The organism is Thermoplasmata archaeon, from assembly GCA_035532555.1.
Lineage (GTDB): Archaea > Thermoplasmatota > Thermoplasmata > Lutacidiplasmatales > UBA184 > Lutacidiplasma.
In genome coordinates this window covers 27174-42868 of sequence record DATKQS010000019.1, presented here as the reverse complement: position 1 = coordinate 42868, position 15695 = coordinate 27174, and the positions used below count along the sequence as shown (strand labels likewise).

Here is a 15695-nt window from a genome sequence, read left to right as displayed (position 1 = left end):
TCGTGGCGCTCGAGTCCCCCCGGCCATTCCTCATGGGCCCCGGCGCCGTCCTTGCGACGCCCTCCGAGGCCGTTCGGGGACCCGCCCGAGCGCCGACCGGGGTTCCCGACCTCGATTACCTGACGGGCGGGGTCCCGGCGGGATCGGTCATTCTGCTCCTCGGAGAGCCCGGAGCGGGACACCCCGAGTTCGCATTGACCTCGGCCGTCCACCTCATGCAGCACCGCGAGGATCCCTCCCAGCACCGGATCTACCTCGGCACGGCCCCCGGCCCGTTCGTCTACCCGGACGGCATCCTCTACGTCAGCCTGACCCGATCCCAGGAGCAGATACTCGACGAGGCGCGTGCCGCGTTCGACTCGAGCTATCCGGACGCGCTCACGCGCCACCTCACCTTCCGAGATCTCTCCTCCGCGTACTTCGCCGACACCGTCGTTCCCTCCGCGTGGGCCGCCGTACCGAGTCCGCTCCTTGGAGGGGGCCCTCGGGGTGGGAGCGCCGACGCGGGACCTCTCGCCGCTCTCGCCAACGCGCTCGAACCGGGAGGGCAATCGAACCTCGTCATCGTGGATTCCCTCACCGATCTCCTCGTGCGCCGGGGCGTCGAGCCCGGGGACCTCCTGACCCTCGTGAAGGGACTGCGCCGCCGGGCGAAGGAATGGGGCGGCATCGTCTACCTCCTGCTCTCCCAAGGGGTCGCGGCGCCCGCCACGGAGGAGGCGATCATCGACTCGGTCGATGCCGTGTTCGCCTTCCGTTGGACGACCGCGCCGAATCGGACCCACCGGCAGCGCGTGCTCCTGATCGAGAAATCGATGCCCGTGCTCGCTCACCTCGCCGAGGAATACCAGGGCCGGTTCGTCGTCCGCGTCCATCACCTGACGGGGCTGGTGACCACGCAGCATGAGCGGATCTGAGCCGCCTCACCCCAAGGTCCCGACGGGGATCGCGGGTCTCGACCAGATGCTCCGGGGGGGTCTCCCCGCCGGGCACGTCGTGCTCGTGACCGGACTACCGGGGACCGGGAAGACCTGCTTCGGCCTGCAGTTCCTCATGGCCGGGGTCGCACGCGGCGAGACGGGCGTCTTCCTCTCCCTCGAGGAGGATGTCCCGCAACTCCTCGAGAGCGCCCGGCAGTTCGGCTGGCCGGTCGACGCGGCGGTGGAGCGCAAGACGCTCAATGTGATCCGGCTCGATCCTCGGGAGACGAAGCAGAGCATCCAGCGGATCCGCGGCGAGTTCGCGGGCGAGCTCGCGAAGATGAAGGCGCGGCGGATCGTGGTCGACTCGGTTTCGCTGCTGCACATGCTCAGCGATGACGAGACGGGCCGGCGCGAGACGCTCTTCGCCCTCGCCGGAGCGTGCCGGGCCTCCGGCGCGACGACGGTGTTCACCGCCGAGGCCGACCCGCGCCACCCCGGGGTGAGCCGCGACGGTCTCTCCGAGTACGTCGCCGATGGGGTCATCCTGCTCGGCTACTCCACCCCAGCGGAAGGCCGGAGGATCGATCTCTCGCTGCGGATACTGAAGATGCGGCGCACGGATCACGCCCGGTCGATCCAGCCGTACTGGATCCGCGCCGATGGGATCGAGGTCGACGCCCAGGCGATCGACTTCAGCCGCGGCGGCTAGTACTTCGGATCGCCCCGATCACGCGTCGCTCGACGGAGGCGACCAGCCCACCTTCTGAGACCACGAATGGGCCCGCACGAGCAGGCTCCAGAGCATGGGCTCCTTGGCTGCAACGTAGCCTTCCCGGTCGTTCCGGAAACGCTCCGCCAGCGTCCGCTTTTCCGAGGCGTAGAGCTGGGCGACCGCGGGTTCGGCCCTCAGGAAGTCACGGAACAGTAAGTTGAGCTGCTCGTCGAAGCTGCCCTGCGCGCGGACGTGAACGTGGGTGCGGCGGCGCCCCTCCGGTTCACGGAAGAACAGTTGGGTCCGGTCGGGGTTCGCGGGGTAGAAGACATACCCGAGGGTCTCGAGCGGTCCGCGGATGCCTCCTTCGGCCGTCCGTTGGGCGACCGAGATCTGAATGTCGATCACGTCCTTGGCCGCGAGCCCGGGTACGGCGGTCGATCCGACGTGATCGATGCGCGTCGCGACCTTCCCCAGCTCGAGCCGCAGCGCCGTCCCGATCGCGCGGAACTCCTCCGGCCACCTCGGATCATAAGGTACGATGATGATCGGATCGTCGTTCGGGGACATCGAGAGTGAACCGGGGCGAATCGCCCCACCGGTCACCGGCTCTTGAAGCGGCCGGGATAGGCGCGCACTCCGCCCGACCGCGGATCGGAGGCAGGCGCCGCGGGCCTGCCGGAGAACCTCCCGGTGGAGAGGCGGGATGCGAGCGCCGACCGCAGGGAGCGGAGCGACCCCGGTCATCCCATCTCCCGCCCGTCGAGGAGGGTCGAGCCCGCTAGACTGCGGTTTCTTAGCCTCGTTTCGCGCTACCGCCTACGAAGGCCGCATGGATCGAGGCGTACCCGGGCCCCTAGGGTGGACCAGAACGCGGAATCGCCCTCGGCTGGAAGCTGCTCCTCTGCCCGCGCGGACCGCCGTCTGTCCTATCCGCGGCCTGCACCTGCGGGGGCGGCCAAGAGGGACGACCGGAGAACCGTCAACGACCACCGATTGAAATCAGTGGCTTGCAGCTGAGGTCGGAAACATGTCCCCACACTTCCTCACTCCCCGCTACGATGGGCCGGTCGACTCCGGCCCTCGCCGCGATGTTCGTTGCGGCGATGCGGTCGGCCGGCCCAGCGAGGCCGCACGACACGCATCGGAACTCCTCCCTCGTCCGTCGGTTCTTCCGGTCGATCGTCCCGCACCGAGGGCATGTACGGGACGTGTTCCTCGGGTCCACGAGGACCACCGGAACTCCCTTCGCCGCCGCCTTGTACTCCACGAAGGCGCGGAGCTGGGCGAAGCTCCAAGAGAGGTGTCGTCGCCGCTGGGAGCGCCGAACCGTGGTCCGCGCGCGGATCCCCTCGAGGTCTTCGAGGGCGACCGCTCGCGCCGTGCCTTCGGCCCGCGCGACGATCTCCTTGGAAATGCAGTGGTTCGTCTGGCGACGGAAGTTTCCCTCTCGCCGACCCAGCGCCTTCAGGTGGCGCTTGGCGCTCCTCGTGCCGACTCGCTGGAGGTGCGCTCGAAAGCGGTCCGTCCGGGTTCGCACTCGATCCACCCCATCCGCCTTGTAGGTCGTGCCGTCGGAATCCACGGCGAGGTTGACCACCCCGAGGTCCACCCCGAGCGCTCCGACCGGCTCATACGGTCTCGGGTCCCTCGACTCGACGACCAGTGAGAGGTAGAACGCGCGGTCCCGGTAGACCAGGTCGGCTTCGCCCCGGAGCTTCCCGCGCGCCACCGCCTGTCGGCCGTACTCGGACCAGCGCACCCGGAACTCGTGCCGACCGTCGAGGGCGAGCAGGGACACCCGTTCCCTGCCCTCGCCCTTCCACGATAGGATCCTCGGGTCATAGGGAACGGCCCCACGGAGGCGAAAGGTCGGCTGGCGCGAGGGATCGCGCACGTAGGCCCCACCGACCTTCCCGATGGCGCGCACCGCCATCTGGGCCGAGAGGCCGAACCTCGCTCGGACCATGCTGTAGGTCCGGTGGTGGAGCGGTGTTCGGCGGCGGCACTTCTCCCGGAACGCCACCTCACCGACCGCATCGCAGGCGCGGTTCATCGCCTCCATGGTGCGGAGCAGGGCGTCCCGCTCCTCGGGGCTCACCTCCAGCCGCACCAGAATCGTCCGCACCGCTGGCTATATGTCCTTGAGGGGGTATTAATGTATGGTGGAGATCAAGAGCGCCAGTTCCGCCGTCTACGAACTGGCCTACCACATCGTCTGGTGTCCCAAGTACCGGAAGAATCTCCCCGAGGCGGTCCAACGCGGGTTGAGGACGTGTATCCGGTCCGTCGCCGAGGCTCGAGGTTGGGAGGTCAAGGAGTTGGAGGTCATGCCGGACCACATCCATCTGTTTATCGAGGCACCGCCCTCCGAGTCGCCGACCGGCATCGTCAAGGTGTTGAAGGGAACGACGGGTGTCGTGATGTTCCGCGAGCATCCCACGCTCAAGCTCACGTTCCCGCACGGACATCTCTGGAGCCCGAGCTACTACGTCGGGTCGGTGGGCCGCGTCTCCGAAGAGACGGTCGCCCGATACGTCCGAGACCAGAAGCTCCGAGTGCCCGGAAGACCCAAGGGGCGGGCTTCCTCCCCCCAACAAGTTGGGGGGTCTCCGCCCGCGTGAAACTATGAAGCGCCTCGAGGACGTCGCTGCCGATCTTGGCCTAACGCCGGGGGAGCTCGTCCCATACGGTCCCGGCATGGCCAAGATCCCTTCCTCGGTCGTCCGTGCGCGGACGGGTCCCGCGCGGGCCAAGTTGATCCTCGTGACGTCCATGACTCCGACGGCTCACGGAGAGGGAAAGACCGTCACCGCGATCGGGACGGCGATGGCGCTCGCGCGTCAAGGATTCCGGGCCGTCCCCTGCCTACGGCAGCCATCGTTCGGCCCGGTCTTCGGCACCAAGGGGGGCGCGACAGGCGGCGGACGCGCCACGGTCGAGCCGAGCGCGGAGATCAACCTCGGCCTGACCGGCGACCTGTACGCCATCGCCAGCGCTCAGAACCTTCTAGCGTCCATGGTCGACAATCACCTCCATTATGGCAACGATTTCGAGATCGATCCCGACCGGATCACGGTCCCTCGCGCGATCGATCTCGACGATCGGGCGCTGCGCCGCGTTCGCGTGGGGCTCGGCGGCACCGCGAGCGGTCCGGAGCGCTCGGATGGCTTTGTGATCGCGGCCGCCTCGGAGGTTGCAGCGATCCAATGCCTCTCGCGCGATCTCGACGACCTCCATGCCCGGCTCGATGGAATGCTCGTGGGCTTCTCGCGCGCGGGACGCCCCATTCGGGCCTCGGACCTGGGTGCGGGGGGCGCGATGACGGCGATCCTCCGACACGCGATGGAGCCGAACTTGGTCCAGACCGCCGAGGGGACCCCCGCGCTCGTGCACGCTGGACCGTTCGCGAATCTGGGCCCCGGCACGGCGAGCGTGAGCTCGGTCCGGCTGGCCCTTTCGCTCGCGGATTACGTCCTGGTCGAGGCCGGGTTCGCTTCCGAGCTCGGAGCGGAAAAGTTCGTCGACCTCGTCGGGCCCAGTGGCGGATTCCAACCCGTCGCCGCCGTCGTCGTGGCCACGGTCGATGCTCTCCGCCACCACGGTCGGACCCTTTCTTCGGATCCTCCGGTGACGGGCCCCGACGCGATCCGGCGCGGGCTCGCCAACCTCGATCGACATCTGGCCAACGTACGTACGCTCGGGCTCGAACCGGTCGTCGCGGTGAACGAACACCCTCACGACACGCCCGAGGAGCTCGCCGTTCTCGAAGAGCATCTCCGCTCCCAGGGGGTGCGCTGGGCGCGCTCCACCGCGTACGCGGACGGTGGGGCCGGCGCAGAGGTCCTCGCCACGGAAGTGCGAGGCGTAGCCGCTCAAGGACGGGCCGCCCGTCCGATCTTTGCGGCGGACCTACCGGTGACCGAGAAGCTTCTCACCGTCGCCCGAGCGCTCTACGGGGCCCGCGGGGTGGCCTCCCTACCCCAGGCGATGATGGATCTCGAGGCCCTCGAATCGGTGGGGCTCGGCCGAGGGCCGCTGTGCGTCGCCAAGACCCAGCTTTCGCTGTCCGATGATGCGCATCGTCTCGGCGCACCTCAGGCGTTCGACGTCCGGGTCCACTCCTGGCACCCGTGGGCCGGGGCGGGGTTCGCGCTCGCATCGCTGGGCGAGATCCTCAGCATGCCGGGCCTTCCCCAGGACCCGGCCGCGCGGCATATCGGTGTGAACGGCACCGGAGAGGTCACCGGCCTTCTCTGAGGGGCGGCGACCGCATCACGTAGCTCTCGGAGTCCGTCCCGATCGACCACGGGCGGGGGACTCCGATGGGTTCATCGTGCCCTCCGTCCCTCGCCTCTCTTCGGGGAACGCGACCATGAGATGGGTCGTCTACGTGGACATGGACGCGTTCTACGTTTCCTGTGAATTGCGGCATCGTCCCGAGCAGCGGGGCCAGCCCGTCATCGTCGGGCCTTCCCCGAAGTTAGAACGGACTCGCGGCGTCGTCCTCTCGGCCAGCTACGAGGCGCGTCGGTTCGGAGTCCACAGCGCCCAACCGGTCCTGGAAGCGGATCGGCTCTGTCCGAGCGCCGTGTGGATCCCGGCGGACCACCCCAAGTACGAGCGCGCGTCGGCGGAGGTCCGCGCGTGGCTCGCGGCCCAGTTCGATGAGGTGCGGCCCCAGAGCATCGACGAGTTCGCGATTGCCGTCGACGTGGAGAACCCGGACGCGGTCCGCCCGATTGCCGAAGGGATCCAGCGGGGACTCTACGAGAAGCTCGGGCTTCCCTCCTCGATCGGGATCGCGTCACACCGGGTGCTGGCCAAGATGGCAAGCGACCGGGCGAAGCCGGGGGGCATCGTCCTCGTACCACCCGATGCGGCGTCCATCCGGGACTTTCTCGCGCCCCTTCCGGCGCGAGCGATTCCCGGGGTCGGCCCGAAGACGGAGGGGCTCCTCCGGGCCGCGGGCGTGACCACCATCGGGGAGCTCGCGGCGTGTCGCCCCTCCGAGCTGGCCGGCCGGGTGGGTCCGTTCGCCCACGAACTGGTCGCGATCGCGCGCGGCCGGGGACGCGACCCGGTCGAAAGGGAAAGCGGCCCCCGTTCGCGTTCGACCGATCGCACGTTCCCTCAGGACGTCGACCGGTGGGAGGAGGTGGAGCCAGCGGTCCACGAGCTCGCGCGTGATCTGGCCGGAAGTCTAGAGAAGGAAGGGCTCCGCTACACGACGGTCGCGGTCGCGTTCCGGTGGAGCGACTTTTCTCGCTCGCAGCGAAGCCGATCGCTGGGGGCCGCCCACGAGGGGCCCGACTCTCTCTCGCTCGCGGCGACCCGGCTCGCGCGGGAGCTCTGGGACACCGAGCGATCGGGGCGCGGACGGTCGATTCGGACCCTCTCCGTGAAAACCGAGCGCCTCTCGGAACGGCGGCACAAGCAGGTGTCGCTCGATGCGTTCGTCCAGTCCTCGCCCCTGACCGGGCCGCCGCCGGGAGGGCCTAGGACTCCTCAATAGGACCTGACCCCATGCCGGGGCCACGCATGTCCGAGTTCCGCAGGGACCCGATTACCGGGCGATGGCGCATCGTCGCGGAAGGCCGTTCGGCCCGGCCGGACGAGTACCGGGCGCCTTCGTCGTCTCGGTCCGCGGATGCCGAGGATTGCCCGTTCTGCGAAGGGCGCGAGGGCCGGACCCCTCCGGAAATTGCGGCCGTCCGACCGAGCGGAAGCGTGGCGGACGCACCGGGCTGGACCGTGCGATCGATACCGAACCGTTTCCCCACTGTCGATGGGGTTGGGACCGAGGGCGCGACGGCCGGCTCGGACCTGTTCCAGCGTGCTGCGGGCGCCGGTCTCCATGAAGTGATCGTCACGAGCCCCGCCCACGCTCCCGGGCTGCCGCACTTCCCCCCATCGCACCTCCGAGAGCTCTTTCGATTCTTCCGTGAACGCGTCCGAGACCTCGCGGCCCGGCCGTCGATCCACTCCGTCCTGCTCCTCGAGAATGCGGGCCCGGAGTCCGGCGGGACCCTGCTGCACCCCCACGTTCAGCTCGTCGCGACCGAGACGGTCCCGTTCCGGCTGATCGAGGAGCTCGAGGGGCTCCGTCGCATAGCGGACTCCGGGCCTGGGGATTGCGGGCTCGAATCGGTCGTAGCGGCAGAGGCGCGTGCGGGGGAACGGATCGTAGCGAACGATGAGCACTTCGCCGTCCTAGCCCCGTTCGCCTCCGAGCATCCGTACGAGATCTGGATCGTACCCCATCGGCATGTGTCCACCTTTGCAGCCGCGTCCGATGGGGAGGTCGACCGGCTCGCCGAACTGCTCCCCGCGGTCCTCCGGGCGCTTGACGGGGTCCGGCCCGGCGCGTCGTACAACTGGTACATCCACGGATTGGAACCGCCTCCGGGAACGGGGAGCGGCTTCCACTGGCACGTCGAGGTCGCCCCCCGTCTGCTGCGCGTGGACGGGTACGAGCTCGGGGCCGGGACTCCCGTGAACCCGGTTCCGCCGGAGCGCGCGGCCGCCGAGCTTCGAGCACAGCTCGAAAAGGAGCGGAGCTCGGCGCCCCAGAAACGCTAATGGTGAAGGCCCGGTCGCGAGAAACGTGACCGGACTGCGAGAGCCCATCGTCTCCGTGCTCGGCCACGTGGACCATGGCAAAACGACGCTGCTCGATCGGATCTCCGGATCCGCGCGCGTCTCGCAGGAGGCCGGCGGCATCACCCAGCACATCGGCGCGATCGAGGTCCCGGGTGAGGTCGTCCGCCGCCTGTGCGAAGGCGTCCTCCGCTCCGAGCAGATGCGCGTTCCCGGACTCCTGTTCATCGACACCCCCGGCCACCGCTCCTTCGAGACGATGCGGCGACGCGGAGGCGCGCTCGCGGACCTCGCGATCCTCGTCGTCGATGTGCGCGAGGGGCTCATGCCCCAGACCCGAGAGTCGATCCAGATCCTGCGGCACGAGAAGACGCCGTTCGTCATCGCGCTCACCAAGATCGATCTCCTGGCCGGCTGGCGCAAGCCGGCCGGCCGCGTACCGCTGCTCGATCAGATTGCGAAGGGAGGGCCCGAGTTTGGCCGCACCCTCGATCAGCACCTGTACGAGGTCGCCCAGCAGCTCGACCAGATGGGATTCTCCACCGAGCGCTACGATCGCGTGAGCGATTTCACGCGGAACGTGGGCATCGTACCGATCTCCGCGAAGTCCGGCGCGGGGATCCCGGAACTCCTCGCTCTCCTCGTGGGGCTCTCCCAACGCTTCCTTGGGGAGGAGCTGGTCCTCGTCGAGGAGGGAGGCGAAGGCACCGTCCTCGAGAGGAGCGACCAGAAGGGCGTCGGACCGGTCGGGGACGTCATCGTCTACCGCGGTCGCATCGCCGTCGGCGATGAGATCGTGGTCACCGGTCGGGACGAGCCGTTCACGACACGCATCCGCGGCATCTACCGTCCGGCCGTGTCGCGCACGGGGAAGGCGCCCAAGGTGCCCAAGCTCGACTCTCTTTCGTTCGTAGAGGCGGCGGCCGGAGTGTACCTCGCCGCCACCGGCATCGAAGGCGCCATGCCCGGAGGACTGCTCAAGGTCGTCCACACGCCGGAGGAGGCCGCGCAGGTCCGTTCGGATCTCGCGCGCGAGAGCCATCCCGTGGCGGAGAATGCCGAAAGCGGCGTGGCGATCGCCGCCGACACCCTTGGCGGGCTTGAGGCGTTGGCATTCGAGTGCCGGGAGGCGAAGATCCCGATCCACGAAGCGTCGGTCGGACCGATCGGTCGGCCGACGGTCATCCGCGTCGCCACGGTGAAGGACCCGACCCACCGGGCCGTGCTCGCGTTCAACGTCCCCGTCCTCCCGGATGCCCAACCCGAGGGCGAGGCCGGGCCGGTTCGGATCTTCCGCAGCGAGGTGATGTACCGGGTGATCGAGGAGTACGGGAAGTGGCGGGAGGAGCGTCAGCGCGCGCTCCAGATCCAGCGCCGCCTCGAGCTCGTCCACCCGGCCAAGCTCCAGATACTTCCGGGGAACGTCTTCCGCGCGTCGAAACCCGCGATCGTCGGGGTCCGGGTGATCGGAGGAACTCTGCGCGCGGGCGTCCGCCTGATGCGTCTCGATGGCACCGAGATCGGTATGCTCCGCAGTCTCCAACGGGAGGGGACCTCGGTCGCCCAGGCGGAAGAGGGCTCCGAGCTCGCCGCGGCGATCGAAGGGGCGATCGTCGGCCGCAACGTCCAGGAAGGGGATCTCCTTCTGGTCGCCGTGCCCGAGTCCGCCGCACGGATCCTGCGCAAGCAGCCGCTCACCCCCTCCGAGACGGCGATCCTCGAAGAGGTCGTTCGGATCCATCGACCCGAAAGCCCGTTCTGGGGGCAGTGAAGGCTCAGCGATCGGGCTCGTCGTCGGAGGCCGGGTCGTCCGCTAGGTCGGGTTCCTCGTCCAGTTCTTCGAGGTATCGATCGTCTTCCGCGATGGAATCCGGGACCGTCGACGAGGGACGCGAGTAGATCCCCGCGCGCAGGAAAAGCCCGAGGAAGATCGCGACCGCCCCGATCCCGAGGAGCACGAGCGCCCCCGTGACGAGCGCGACCAACGACCACGTCGGAAGGTACGGGGTCGATGGGACGTAGGTCGCCACGATCGTACCGCTCACCGTGGCCGGAGTGCTCCCGTTGTTCGTCAGCACGACGTAGACCGGAAGATCGATCCCACCGGAGCTGGTCCAATTCCCGGAGGCATTCCGGACCCAGGAGACGAGCGGGGCCGTCGGGGTGCAGCTCGGGTGTTGCGGCACGCACGGGAGCCGATCGTAGAGCGATACCGCGATCGGGTAATCCGACACCCAAGAGAAGTAGATGTTCGCCGAGGGAGCGCTCGCGGGATTGATCTTGCTGGTCGCTGTCGAGTTGTCCAGGATGTAGGGAACATCGAGCGTTGCCGCCGAGATCTGGCTCGGAGGCGGCGGAAGGCTGATGATCGTGGCGATGAAGGTCGCCCCGACGATGGCGACCCCGATTCCCACGATGAGGAGTCCCTTGCGCACGTCTCACTCCATCGACGGGGAGGAGATACCCTTTGGCGGCGCCGAACGACCGGACCTCAGCGCGCCGGCGCGCGACGGGGGTGTCCCAACGCCTGGTGGAGCTGGCGTGTCAGTCGCGTCCACGTCGCGGAATCTTCTATCTGGAGCTGCCGAGCGTACCGGGCAAGTCGCACCCCCTGCGGGGCCCGGGCTCCTTCCTCCATCTGCAGGCCGGTGAACGTGAACCGCGAGCGGCGGCGCCCCATCGGTTCGATCCGATACACGAACTGCGAGCGGTTCGAAGGGTCCCCGATGTACGTGCAGATCCAGGCGTGGTCCTTCGGGTAGAGGTGGACGAGCTTCGCCTTCTGGACCTTGCGGCCGTTGCGGCGGAGGTGGTCGATCAATAGGTAGACGTCCGGGGTTAGTTGAACCACCTCGCGGATGCCCTCTGAGCCCATCCGCTTCAGGTCATCGGCGTCGAAATCCGTCAGCCATGCATACGCCTCCTCGGCCGAGACCCGGAAGTTCTTTCGGAAACGGTAGCGTGCAGTCGACCGTGCGACCATTCTTGTCCACCTTCTCCTCACTAGGTTGGACGATGGACTAAATAGACCTACGTCCACTATTGTCCCTTGTGACCGGCGAAGGCGGTCCCCGCTTGGCCCCGTCGACCGATGCCCCGGCGACTTGCCCGATGTGCCACAGCACCCACCGGATCGTCGACCCCGTCCGATCGGAGGTTCACTGCTCGGAGTGCGGGCTCGTCTTCGAAACCGGCGAGCTCATCACCAGCGCCCCCACTCCGTCCTCCGAAAACTCCTCCCTCGGAAGCGGTCGGGGGATCGGCCCCTTCACGCCGAGCGGGAGCTCCCGACGCGCTCTGGGCTCGACCCTGTCGCTCACCCGCGACGGCCAGGGACGCCGCCTCGATTGGCACCGACGCTACGAGTTTCAGCATCTCAAGCGCGTGATGCAACGCCAGACCTCCCGCGTGACGGGCGGGGCGTCCGACCGCTCCTCCGCCCACGGCGAGCTGGCGCTCGTGGGGGACCGGCTCGCATTGCCTTCGGTCGTGATGACCGAGGCCGAACGGATCTTCCAGGTCGCCAAGTCGAAGGGGCTTTCCCGGGGCCGCAGCTTGGGCGCGAGCGTGGGGGCGGCGATCTACGCCGCCTGCCGGCGCTTCGCCATCCCCCGGACGCTGAGCGAGATCTCGGAAGCCGCGGGCGCGTCGCGCCCCGACGTCGGCCGGGCGTTCAAGATGATCCAGCGCGAAGCCGAGCTCGCGATCCCCTCGGTCGGGATGAAGTCGTTCCTCGTGCGGTACGCCGAGGAGCTCGCCCTCTCCTCCCATGTGCGCTCGACCGTCGAGGCGATGATGGAGGAAGCGCAGAAGGAGCCCGAGCTCTCCGGGCTCAGCCCGCACGGACTGGTGGCGGCGATGATCTACCTCGCCGCGGAGCGCGAGGGCGAACGCAGATCCCGCGCTCAGGTCGCCCGGGTCAGCGCGGTGACCGAGGTCACGCTGCGGTCGACCAGCCGGGTGCTCGAGCGCGTGATGGGGCCGGCGCGGGGACACCGCCCGGCGGACCCGTCGGATCGCGCTACGTGAGCACGAGATAGTAGCCCGCGCTCTTCTCGCGGACCTTGCGGCGAACGAGCCCCTTCGTCTGGAGCTCCTGCAGCGCGTTCAGGGCCATGTTCTTCGGCAGCTTGGAAGTCTGGGTGATCCGCTCGGCGGTCCCCATCTTCTCCTCGCTCGAGTAGTTCAGGTCCTTCATGGCCCGATAGACCTTGATCGCGTTGGGCGAGAGCGTATCCTCGATCGACATGGTGCGTTCCGCGCGGGCCCCGACCCCGCTGGTGGGATAACGGTGTCCGTCCTCGCCCCCGCGCTCGACTGTATTAAGCCGTCCTCGCCCGTGGGCTCGCCGGATGGCGACGTTCTCGCACATCAGCCCCTCGCGCATCGAGGCGCTCAGCGACATGATCTTCGGCCTCGCGCTCTCGATCACCGCGATCCAGCTCGCGTTCGCCCCTCCGAACAACCAGGTCGAGGTGGTCGGATACATCGCCGAGTTCGTCGTGAGCTTCGGTCTGCTCGTCTGGATCTGGATGTCCTACACCCGCATCACCGAGCGGATTACGGTGGAGCGGGAGAAGCTCCTGCTGCTCAACGCCTCGCTCCTGCTGCTCGTATCGCTGGAACCATACTTGCTGTTCATCGTGTGGTCGGGGATCTTCCTCGGCCGGGACCAGACGCTGCTCGATCTTTCGTCGATCGCTTGGTCGCTGGACGTCGCGCTGATGTTCCTGATCCTCGGCCTGATGACGCGTCAGGGGATCCTGCACCCCGAACACGACATCCCGCCGGCCATCTCGCGCGAGATCCAGAACCTGGTCAACTGGCGGTACGTGAGCGCGGCCCTGATCGCGCTCGCGATCCTACCGATGCTCTGGTCGTGGACGTTCACGACCTCCCAGATGAACGATGCCTCTCCACCGAAGCTGATCGTCCTCCATGCGCGCTACTTCTACTGGGTCGTGGCGCTCGGGGCGGCCGCCATAGGTGCAGGTTGGATCGCTCGGAAGGGAGAACGGGCGATGGAGCAGTTCGGCGACGTTCGGTCCCCCGCCGCGGACGAGGCCTGAGCGGGGTTCGTTCGGGGTTCCTACGATGACCGCGCGCCGTCTGACCGTGATCTGGGACGAGCGGTTCCGGAAGTACGACTTCGGTGCGGGCCACCCGTTTCAGATGTCGAGCCGGGCGCTCGCCGCCCGCCTGCTCGAAGCGACCCTGGCACCCGAATCCGGGGTGGAATGGATCCGAGAGATCGATCCGGCGTCGACGGCCGAGCTGTCCACGTTTCACACGCAGGAGTACCTCGGACTCGTCGAGCGGTCCAGCTCGGGGGCGCGCCCGGTCTTCCTCGATACGGGAGATACGCCGGCCTTTCCCGGATGCTGGGAGGCCTCCGGCCGCGTGGCCTCCGCCACCATGCGCGCGGTCGCTCTGACCCGCGAGCGCGACGCGCCGGTGTTCCAGCCGTCCGGTGGCCTGCACCATGCCCACCCGGACCGGGCGAGCGGCTTCTGCATCTTCAACGACGTAGCGCTCGCCGTCCGCCGCGGACTGGACGGGGGCGACCGGGTCGCGTATCTCGACATCGACGCCCACCACGGAGACGGTGTGATGTACGGGTTCTTTGACTCCGGACGCGTCCTCGACATCGATTTCCACCAGGACGGGAGGACCCTCTTTCCCGGCACCGGGTTCCCGAGCGAGACCGGGCAAGGCGACGGGGAGGGCTTCAAGGTCAACCTTCCACTGCCGCCGGGGGCGGGGGACGAGGCGCTCATCCCGCTCTTCCGGCGCGTGGTCCCGCCGCTGGTGCGAGAGTTTCGCCCGGATCTCATCGTCCTGCAGCACGGGATGGACGGCCACGCGGGGGATCGGCTCGCGGGACTCCAGTACACTCCCGAGGGGTACGCGACGGTGCTGGACGAGCTTCTGGACCTCTCTCGCGAGCTGTGTCGGTCCCGCCTCCTGGTCACGGGCGGAGGAGGATACACCCCGGAGAACGTCGCGAGAGGGCTCGCTCGAGCCGGCCACCGCCTGGCGGGCTCGGCTTCGGGGCCGGGCCGGGATGACCCGTTGCCGATCGCCTGGCGGGCGGAGTTCCAGCGCGAGACGGGAGAGGCGGCCCCGCTCGATTGGTCGATCCCATCGCAGCGGCTCCCGTCGCCGTGGAATGCGGCGGCCGAGGAGCAGCTGGTCGGCGATCTCGAATCGGCCCTCGGGCGGCGGTTCCCGCGGCCCCGTACTCAGAGCTGAACGGTCCAGCCGGCGCGATCGAGCAAATCGGCGTCCGAGGCCCGGATGCCTCGTTCGATGTCGGACTCGGCGAGCGATGGTGAGGTCCCTCCCCGACCGCTCGCTCGGACCCGGGCCCTCGCGACGACCGTCGCTCCGATCCAGCGCAGTTCTCGGGTGACGCGGACGAGGACATCCTCCACGGAGGGCTCCTCGATCATCGCCATATGGACGAACCCGAACAGGGCATCGCGCTCCAGCCAGTAAGCGAGATAGTCGCGCAGGGCACGCTCGGCGGCAACTTCGAGTCGCGGCATCCGCGTGGGAGGGGGCCAAACTCCCAACCACGCACGAATACCTCCCTCCTCCTGGAGCTCGACCAGCTGCCAGCCGCCGGCGTGCCCGGCGATCGCGACGGGGCCTAGTCGGTCATCGAAGAAGAGCGGCAAGACCTCCTCCCCCTCCTCAAGTTCGGGAGGATCGTCGACGGGAAAGTCCGACGAATCCGGCAGGGGAATCCGTCCGCGCAACGACTCGCGGACCTGGAGCGGCGGTACCCAGAGACCCTCCCGTTCGAGGATCCGCTCGACCCGCTGCCCGTCCCGTCGCGCGGCCGCCAGGGCTCGCCTTCCATCGTCGGAACGGCATCGAGCTTCGGCGCGGCCGAGCTCCGTGTCGAGACCACGGGGCGGCGGGAGTGCTCGGGAGCTCCCCGGATCTGCGCGACCCGGGATCGAGACGCCGGGGCAGGACACCACCGCCGATGCCTGGAAGCGAGTTCCGGCATGGACGATGACGGGGAAAACGGCGCATGGGAACGGTCTCGCCGCATGCACCCTGCAGCGGTTCTGGGAGAGGAACTGGCACGCCCCGCCCTGGGGCCGGGCGGCGATGTAGGCCTCGCCGCGTGCGTCGGAAACGAACGTGCTCTCCGGCGCGATATGCAGAAGCTCGGCCCGTTCGGCTCGATCCACCGCGGGGGTCGCGTAGCAGCAGAGGCCGCAGTCCGGGCGACAGGCAAACTCGAGCCCTTCCAACAGCGCGGTATCGATCCGGGGGTCGATGGGGGCCGAGGTGTTCACGGAGGGCCCCAGTTCGATCTCCGTTTTGGGCGTTGCTATCCGAACCTGCACACGGGCCGGGGAGAACGCAGGATTCGGCATCGTCGTTCCCGACCGGGGCAGCCCTGCGACCGGCGCGCATCGGTCGATCGACGGAGCCGTGGGTCG

Annotated in this window: 16 protein-coding genes; 10 read left to right on the top strand and 6 right to left on the bottom strand. The window is 68.6% G+C overall.

The annotated features are described in order from the left end of the window. Positions 1–2: 2 nt before the first annotated feature. Both VMV28_05065 and VMV28_05060 read left to right on the top strand, forming a co-directional pair. Positions 3–917 carry a hypothetical protein gene (locus VMV28_05065; GenBank protein ID HUZ79968.1) on the top strand — a complete coding sequence of 305 codons (915 nt, stop codon included), beginning with the start codon at positions 3–5 and terminating at the stop codon, positions 915–917. Next, positions 904–1632 carry an ATPase domain-containing protein gene (locus VMV28_05060; GenBank protein HUZ79967.1) on the top strand — a complete coding sequence of 243 codons (729 nt, stop codon included), beginning with the start codon at positions 904–906 and terminating at the stop codon, positions 1630–1632. Before VMV28_05065 ends, VMV28_05060 begins: the two co-directional genes overlap by 14 nt. Positions 1633–1650: 18 nt before the next feature. On the opposite strand, the gene VMV28_05055 is transcribed toward VMV28_05060, so the two are convergent. Together VMV28_05055 and VMV28_05050 are read right to left on the bottom strand one after the other, a co-directional pair. After that, positions 1651–2205, bottom strand: a complete 555-nt coding sequence (locus tag VMV28_05055) for a GrpB family protein (GenBank protein ID HUZ79966.1) — start codon at positions 2203–2205, stop codon at positions 1651–1653. Positions 2206–2617: 412 nt separating this feature from the next. Continuing rightward, a complete protein-coding gene (locus VMV28_05050; protein ID HUZ79965.1) occupies positions 2618–3748 on the bottom strand; it encodes an RNA-guided endonuclease TnpB family protein in 1131 nt (376 codons plus the stop codon). Positions 3749–3797: 49 nt separating this feature from the next. Between VMV28_05050 and tnpA the strand changes: the two genes are divergently transcribed. The 5 genes from tnpA to infB all read left to right on the top strand — a co-directional run bounded on the left by tnpA (position 3798) and on the right by infB (position 10006). Then, a complete protein-coding gene (gene tnpA / locus VMV28_05045) occupies positions 3798–4259 on the top strand; it encodes an IS200/IS605 family transposase (protein HUZ79964.1) in 462 nt (153 codons plus the stop codon). A 4-nt stretch (positions 4260–4263) separates the two neighbouring features. After that, positions 4264–5895 carry a formate--tetrahydrofolate ligase gene (locus tag VMV28_05040; GenBank protein HUZ79963.1) on the top strand — a complete coding sequence of 544 codons (1632 nt, stop codon included), beginning with the start codon at positions 4264–4266 and terminating at the stop codon, positions 5893–5895. 76 nt (positions 5896–5971) lie between these two features. Beyond that, positions 5972–7150 (top strand): DNA polymerase IV, encoded by a 1179-nt coding sequence (locus VMV28_05035; GenBank protein ID HUZ79962.1) that lies wholly within the window; start codon positions 5972–5974, stop codon positions 7148–7150. Positions 7151–7161: 11 nt separating this feature from the next. After that, positions 7162–8217: a DUF4931 domain-containing protein gene (locus VMV28_05030; GenBank protein HUZ79961.1), complete on the top strand. Its 1056-nt coding sequence runs from the start codon at positions 7162–7164 to the stop codon at positions 8215–8217. Positions 8218–8242: 25 nt separating this feature from the next. Beyond that, complete coding sequence (gene infB / locus VMV28_05025) at positions 8243–10006, top strand: translation initiation factor IF-2 (protein ID HUZ79960.1); 1764 nt, start codon at positions 8243–8245, stop codon at positions 10004–10006. Between the two features lie 4 nt (positions 10007–10010). On the opposite strand, the gene VMV28_05020 is transcribed toward infB, so the two are convergent. Together VMV28_05020 and VMV28_05015 are read right to left on the bottom strand one after the other, a co-directional pair. Next, entirely contained in the window at positions 10011–10670 is a 660-nt protein-coding gene (locus VMV28_05020; protein ID HUZ79959.1) for a hypothetical protein, read from the bottom strand. A 56-nt stretch (positions 10671–10726) separates the two neighbouring features. Continuing rightward, on the bottom strand, positions 10727–11218 hold the full coding sequence (locus VMV28_05015) for a hypothetical protein (GenBank protein HUZ79958.1): 492 nt from the start codon (positions 11216–11218) through the stop codon (positions 10727–10729). A gap of 128 nt (positions 11219–11346) precedes the next feature. Between VMV28_05015 and VMV28_05010 the strand changes: the two genes are divergently transcribed. Then, entirely contained in the window at positions 11347–12264 is a 918-nt protein-coding gene (locus VMV28_05010; protein ID HUZ79957.1) for a hypothetical protein, read from the top strand. On the opposite strand, the gene VMV28_05005 is transcribed toward VMV28_05010, so the two are convergent. Then, complete coding sequence (locus tag VMV28_05005) at positions 12257–12484, bottom strand: transcriptional regulator (protein HUZ79956.1); 228 nt, start codon at positions 12482–12484, stop codon at positions 12257–12259. The two genes, VMV28_05010 and VMV28_05005, sit on opposite strands and share 8 nt — an antisense overlap. Before the next feature lie 103 nt (positions 12485–12587). Between VMV28_05005 and VMV28_05000 the strand changes: the two genes are divergently transcribed. Both VMV28_05000 and VMV28_04995 read left to right on the top strand, forming a co-directional pair. Then, positions 12588–13304 carry a TMEM175 family protein gene (locus VMV28_05000; GenBank protein HUZ79955.1) on the top strand — a complete coding sequence of 239 codons (717 nt, stop codon included), beginning with the start codon at positions 12588–12590 and terminating at the stop codon, positions 13302–13304. Between the two features lie 25 nt (positions 13305–13329). Beyond that, positions 13330–14487 carry an acetoin utilization protein AcuC gene (locus VMV28_04995; protein HUZ79954.1) on the top strand — a complete coding sequence of 386 codons (1158 nt, stop codon included), beginning with the start codon at positions 13330–13332 and terminating at the stop codon, positions 14485–14487. Here VMV28_04995 and VMV28_04990 read toward each other — a convergent pair. Next, a complete protein-coding gene (locus VMV28_04990; protein HUZ79953.1) occupies positions 14478–15629 on the bottom strand; it encodes a YkgJ family cysteine cluster protein in 1152 nt (383 codons plus the stop codon). The genes VMV28_04995 and VMV28_04990 overlap by 10 nt on opposite strands. Between the last annotated feature and the right edge of the window lie 66 nt (positions 15630–15695).

Coding starts and splice junctions, on each gene's coding strand:
- VMV28_05060 (HUZ79967.1), top strand. CDS start 904: ATGAGCGGATCTGAGCCGCCTCACCCCAAGGTCCCGACGGGGATCGCG.
- VMV28_05055 (HUZ79966.1), bottom strand. CDS start 2,205: ATGTCCCCGAACGACGATCCGATCATCATCGTACCTTATGATCCGAGG.
- tnpA (HUZ79964.1), top strand. CDS start 3,798: ATGGTGGAGATCAAGAGCGCCAGTTCCGCCGTCTACGAACTGGCCTAC.
- VMV28_05040 (HUZ79963.1), top strand. CDS start 4,264: ATGAAGCGCCTCGAGGACGTCGCTGCCGATCTTGGCCTAACGCCGGGG.
- VMV28_05030 (HUZ79961.1), top strand. CDS start 7,162: ATGCCGGGGCCACGCATGTCCGAGTTCCGCAGGGACCCGATTACCGGG.
- VMV28_05015 (HUZ79958.1), bottom strand. CDS start 11,218: ATGGTCGCACGGTCGACTGCACGCTACCGTTTCCGAAAGAACTTCCGG.
- VMV28_05010 (HUZ79957.1), top strand. CDS start 11,347: ATGTGCCACAGCACCCACCGGATCGTCGACCCCGTCCGATCGGAGGTT.
- VMV28_05005 (HUZ79956.1), bottom strand. CDS start 12,484: ATGTCGATCGAGGATACGCTCTCGCCCAACGCGATCAAGGTCTATCGG.
- VMV28_05000 (HUZ79955.1), top strand. CDS start 12,588: ATGGCGACGTTCTCGCACATCAGCCCCTCGCGCATCGAGGCGCTCAGC.
- VMV28_04995 (HUZ79954.1), top strand. CDS start 13,330: ATGACCGCGCGCCGTCTGACCGTGATCTGGGACGAGCGGTTCCGGAAG.
- VMV28_04990 (HUZ79953.1), bottom strand. CDS start 15,629: ATGCCGAATCCTGCGTTCTCCCCGGCCCGTGTGCAGGTTCGGATAGCA.